General features: G+C 66.3%; 5 protein-coding genes. 2 read left to right on the forward strand and 3 right to left on the reverse strand.

What is annotated here, in order from left to right; all coding sequences use genetic code 11:
* The 3 genes from EN914_RS22975 to EN914_RS22985 form a co-directional block, all read right to left on the reverse strand.
* Positions 1 to 1,099 (reverse strand): sugar ABC transporter ATP-binding protein (locus tag EN914_RS22975; protein ID WP_164778858.1); only part of this gene is annotated, 1,099 nt, incomplete at its 3' end.
* Positions 1,096 to 2,475: a carbohydrate kinase gene (locus EN914_RS22980; protein ID WP_024503724.1), complete on the reverse strand. Its 1,380-nt coding sequence runs from the start codon at positions 2,473 to 2,475 to the stop codon at positions 1,096 to 1,098. The genes EN914_RS22975 and EN914_RS22980, both read right to left, overlap by 4 nt.
* A complete protein-coding gene (locus EN914_RS22985) occupies positions 2,472 to 3,248 on the reverse strand; it encodes a DeoR/GlpR family DNA-binding transcription regulator (RefSeq protein ID WP_013529337.1) in 777 nt (258 codons plus the stop codon). The genes EN914_RS22980 and EN914_RS22985 overlap by 4 nt, the downstream gene beginning before the upstream one ends.
* Positions 3,249 to 3,440: 192 nt before the next feature.
* Here EN914_RS22985 and EN914_RS22990 point away from each other — a divergent pair, with 192 nt between their 5' ends.
* Positions 3,441 to 4,484: a class II aldolase/adducin family protein gene (locus EN914_RS22990; RefSeq protein ID WP_024503723.1), complete on the forward strand. Its 1,044-nt coding sequence runs from the start codon at positions 3,441 to 3,443 to the stop codon at positions 4,482 to 4,484.
* A 7-nt stretch (positions 4,485 to 4,491) separates the two neighbouring features.
* A partial coding sequence (locus tag EN914_RS22995; protein WP_164778859.1) for an FGGY-family carbohydrate kinase occupies positions 4,492 to 5,328 on the forward strand: 837 nt, incomplete at its 3' end.

Raw genomic sequence — 5,328 nt, forward strand, 5'->3', positions numbered from 1 at the left:
TGCTGATATTGTCGGAGATCGACATGTCGAGGAACAGGCCGAGTTCCTTGCGGTCCTCGGTCAGATAGGCGATGCCGGCATCGAGCGCCTCGCGCGGCGAGCCGATGGTTACAGGTTTGCCGTCGAGTTCCAGCGTGCCTGAAATGTGCCTGTCGGCGCCGAAGATCAGCCGCGCAAGCTCTGTGCGGCCGGAACCGACCAGACCCGCCAGCGCCAGCACCTCGCCCTTGTGCAGGTCGAACGAACAGTTTTTCAGGAGACGGCCGTCGGACATGGCGCGCACCGAGAGCGCCACCGCGCGCTTTTCGTCCGGCGGCCGATGATCCTTCTTGTAGAAAGCCGACAAATCGCGGCCGACCATCATCGAGACGAGGCGCGAGGCACTGAGGTCGGCACGCTCGAGCGTGCCGACATAACCGCTGTCGCGCAGCACGCTGACGCGGTCGGCAAGCTGGTAGACCTCTTCCATGCGGTGGCTGATGTAGATGATGGCGATGCCTTGCGATTTCAGCGTCGCGATGACCTCGAACAGCCGGTCGGTCTCGCGCGAGGTCAGCGACGTGGTCGGCTCGTCCATGACGATGATGCGCGCATTGGTCGATAGCGCGCGGGCGATCTCGACCAGCTGGCGCTCGCCGAGCGACAGGCTGGAGACCATGTCGCGGGCCGAAAAGGAAACGCCGAGCCGCTTGATGATCTCGCTGGCGCGCCGCGTGCACTGGTCGCGATCGACGATGCCGAAGCGTCGCGGCTCGTTGCCGAGGAAGATGTTCTGCGCCACCGTCAGATTGGGCGCCAGCGACAGCTCCTGATAGATCACCGCGACGCCGCTGGCGCGCGCCTTGATCGGATCGCCGGTCGCAGCCGGCATGCCGTCGATCAGGATCTCGCCGCCGGCATCCGGCCGATAGGCGCCTGAAAGCACTTTCATCAATGTCGACTTGCCGGCGCCGTTCTCGCCCATCAAGGCGTGCAGCTCCCCGGCATGGACGCTGAGCGAGACATCGTGCAAGGCACGGATCGCGCCGAACGTCTTGGAGATGTGGCGCATCTCCAGCACCGGCTGGCGCGCCGTCTCAGCCTGGGCAATCGCACTCATCGCGCGCCTCCCACTGCCGCACCGGCGACGCTCCGGTCCATCGTGGCGTCACGCCAATTGCTGCGATAGCCTGCCAACCCAGTGAAACGCGACGCGTGCACCGGCTCTGGAACTTCGGCGGCGAATTCGCGCCCGACGCTCTCGAAGGCGAGCGCCGCTGCACCCGTGGCGCTGCCCTCCAGCGTGGCGCCCTGCAGGAAAGCCTGGCCGGGACGTAACTGCGCCAGCAGTCCGGCCAACACACCGCCTGTGTTCAGCCCGCCATCGACGATCACCGTGTTGTTCGAATGGATGAGGTCGAGCGACAGATCGACCATCAGCGCGACGTAGAGCAGCGCCGCCGCCGCGCGTTCCTCGGCATCGGGCGTGCGCCCCACCAGCCGGCCGGACTGACTGGGCATCGGCCCGCCTGGCGCGAAGCTCGGCAGCGCCATGATGCCGGCATCGATCACCCGCTGCACCACCGGACCGGCGATCTCGCCTTGCCAGCCGCCGCTGATGGTTGCGAATTCGCGCCCGCCCATGAAGCGGATGGTCGGCACCGGGCCGCCATCGACATCGACGTTGACCAGCATGTCGCGATCCCGGTCGAGCGTGTCGAGCGGGCAGTCCGGATTGAGCACGACGACCCAGGTGCCGGTCGAAACGACGGTGACCGGGCCAAGCTCCTGCCGGCGATAGGCATAGAGCGCCGCATTCGAATCATGGACGCCGTTGTGGATGGCGATCGGTCGCGCCGCAGCGTCGAGGCGGTGCTCGCCGATAACAGTGCCGGCGCGCTCGAAGCCAGGCATCCGGTCACGCCAGCCCTGCGCGTTGACCAGCGAGGAAAAGTCCTGGCTCCGCGGCGCCCACAGATGCGAATGGCAGCCGAGATAGGACACTTCCGAGACCGCCCGCCCGCCAAGGCGCCAGCTCCAGTATTGCGGATAGCCGAGGATCGATTTCGACGTAGCGAACGCGTCGGGATCGACCTCCTGCAGCCACAGCATGTGGCGGCCGTAGTTGAAGCCGAGCGGCAGCCGCGGCGAAAAGGTTTCGGAAAAGTCCGGAATGCGGCGATCGATCCGCGCGGCAATCTCGGCCGGCGGCTCTTGCTCGTAATCGAGGATCGGATGCGTCAGCGCCGCTTCGTCGACCAAGGCAAAGGTGCAGCCATGGCCCGACACCATGACCCCTTCCATTCCATGACCGTCGACCGCATCGGCAACGGCGCTGAGCGCCCAATGGTGGAGCGCCGCCTCGTCGAGCACGCTGAAGCCGCCTTGGCGCATCCATTTCGGCTGTGTCCGGCGCTCGTCGATGATCCGCCCGTCCTGGCCGAAGACGAACAGCTTCGAATTGGTCTTGCCGAAATCGAGGACAGCCACCTTCACTGGATGGCTCCCGAGGCTATCCGCACCATGACGCCGGCGTCTTCCAGCATGCGCGCATCGGCGTCGGAGAGACCGTCGTCGGTGACCAGCGTGCCGATGCGGGAAAGCGGCAGCGCGACGTTGCGCGCGTGGATCGACAGTTTGCGGCTGTCGGCCAGCACCACGATCTGGTCGGCGCAAAGGCTGAGATCGACGATCGAGCGTACCAGCAGCGGGTGCGATTCCATCACGCCTTCCTGGCCAAGGCCTTGCGCGCCGAGAAAGAATTTGGAGGCATAGAAGGGCACGGCCTGGCTGAGCGAATGGATGATGCCGGGTTCGCGATGCAGATCACCGCCCGCAACCGTCAGGCTGCAATGGCCGTGGTCGCTGAGATAGGCCGCCAGCGGCATCGAGTTGGTGTAGAGGCGGATGTTGCGCTCGGCCAGCTTGACGCCCAGATGGAAGCAGGTCGAGCCGCCATGCACGATGACGGCGTCGCCGTCGCGCACCATGGTCGCCGCGAGAGCGGCGATCTGCCGCTTGGCCTCGACCGCAAGGTCGCGGTTCTCGTCGTAGGGCCTGGCGTAGGCAACACCGGCCTGGGAAGCGCCGTCGAGCGCCGAGATGCCGCCATAGACCTTCCGCGCTTCGCCGGCCTCGTCGATCCTGTCGATATCGCGCCTGACCGTCGCGGCTGAAACGCCAAGCCGCTCCTGCAACTCGCGCACCGAAGCGAACGGACGATCCCGCAACAGTTCGACGATCTGACGCTGACGGCCGGAGTCGCTCAATTCTTTCCTCCCGGATGCCATTTTCCATGGCAATTGGCGTAACTTACTCAACATTAGTCGGATTGCAAGCGTGTTTGATGACAGTAGATCACTATTGACGTAGATCACTCGTTTCTGCGATATCAGCGCCAATTCGATCCCGGCAACGGGATTTCGCGCAGGACACGGCCGAGCCGTTGGAGGAAAAGCGCCATGGCGACCCAAGCTGACGCGCAGGAACTGGCGGCCTTGCGGGCGCTTTCGGCCAGCATCGGGCGGAGCCCGCATCTCACCCAGGCGGCAGGCGGCAACACCTCGCTGAAAGCCGGCGACACGCTGTGGATCAAGGCCTCCGGCACCTGGCTGAAAGACGCGCTCGTCGATGACATCATGGTGCCGGTGGCGATGGCGCCGCTGCTGAAAGCCGTCGAACAGCGCGATCGCGCCGCCGACCAGCCGCAGGGTTTCACCATTGCAGCGCTCAACCCGCGCGGCCTGCGGCCATCGATCGAGACCACGGTGCACGCTTTGATGCCGCAGCGCGTCGTTCTGCATGTCCATTGCGTCGACACCATCTCGCTTGCCGTGCAGGCCGATGGCGAGGCCGAGGTCGCCAAGCGGCTCGATGGCATCGAATGGGCCTATGTGCCCTATTTCCGGCCCGGCCTGCCGCTTGCACGCGGCATTGCCGAAAAACTGCGGCCTGGTGTCGACGTGCTGATCCTTGGCAATCACGGGCTGGTCGTCGCTGCCGAAACCGTCGCCGGGGCGGAGCTTCTGCTGCGCCGTATCAGGTCATTGCTGGCCCGGCCGGCGCGCGCGACCGCCGCACCCGACCTCGACGCCTTGGCCGCGCTTGCCGGCGACAGCGGCTACAGATTGCCGGCCGATGTCGAAGCGCATGCGGTTGCGCTCGACCCTGAGAGCCGCCGCATGGCGCAGGCCGGCAGCCTCTATCCGGACCACGTCATCTTCCTCGGCCAGGGCTCCGTCGTGGCGAAGCCAGGCGAGGCCGTGGCCGATGTCGTTGCGAGACTGGGCACGTCGCCTGCGGCGATCCTGTTTCCCGGCGCAGGCGTGCTGATGCGCAGCGACGCCAGTGCCGGCGCCGATGCCATGCAACGCTGCCTCGCCGACGTGACGGCGCGCATCGACATCGCCGCGCGGCTGAACTATCTCACCGCTTCCGAGAATGACGAGCTGGTCAACTGGGACGCCGAGCAGTATCGCCAGAAGCTCAACGCGGCTGGCGGCTAGCATGGACATGATGCCACTTGTCATCGGCATCGACATTGGCACATCAGGTGCGCGCGCCGTCGCCATGCGCCGTGATTTTTCCATAGCCGGGCATTCGGCCGTCCCACTCGACAGGTTTGGCGGCGATGGCCGAGCCCCCACGGCGTGGTGGCAAGCGGTGAAGGCTGTGCTGACGGAGCTGCTTTCCGGCATCGACCGCACGGCGGTCTGCGCCATCGCCGTCGACGGCACCTCCGGCACGCTGCTGCCGGTCGACGCCGCCGGGCGGCCGCTGGCCGAACCGCTGATGTACAACGACAAGGTCGATGACGGCGACATCCTGGCCGCGATCGCCCGCACCGCGCCGGCTGCAAGTGCAGCGCACGGAGCGACATCCGGCCTCGCCAAGGCCCTGCGCTTCCACCATCTACCGGGTATTGCAATGGTGCTGCATCAGGCCGACTGGATTGCCGGAAACTTCTCCGGCCGCTTCGACGTCAGCGACGAGAACAATGCCCTGAAGACAGGTTATGATGTCGAGGCCCGCCGCTGGCCGGAATGGATCGCGGCGACCGGAATGCGCATGGAGTTGCTGCCGCGCGTGGTCGTGCCGGGCGAGGTCACGGGCGCCCTCACCGCGGAAGCCGGGGAACTGTTCGGCTTGCCGCGCGATGTGGCCGTCGTCGCCGGCACCACGGATGGCTGCGCCTCGTTCCTGGCGACCGGTGCTGCCGCGATCGGCGACGGCGTCACTGCGCTGGGATCCTCGCTGACCATCAAGATCCTGTCCGACCGGCCGATTTCGGCGCCGCGCTTCGGCATATACAGCCATCGGCTCGGCAACGCCTGGCTGGCGGGCGGTGCC

It is taken from the genome of Mesorhizobium sp. M7A.F.Ca.CA.001.08.2.1 (assembly GCF_003998455.1).
GTDB lineage: Bacteria > Pseudomonadota > Alphaproteobacteria > Rhizobiales > Rhizobiaceae > Mesorhizobium > Mesorhizobium ciceri.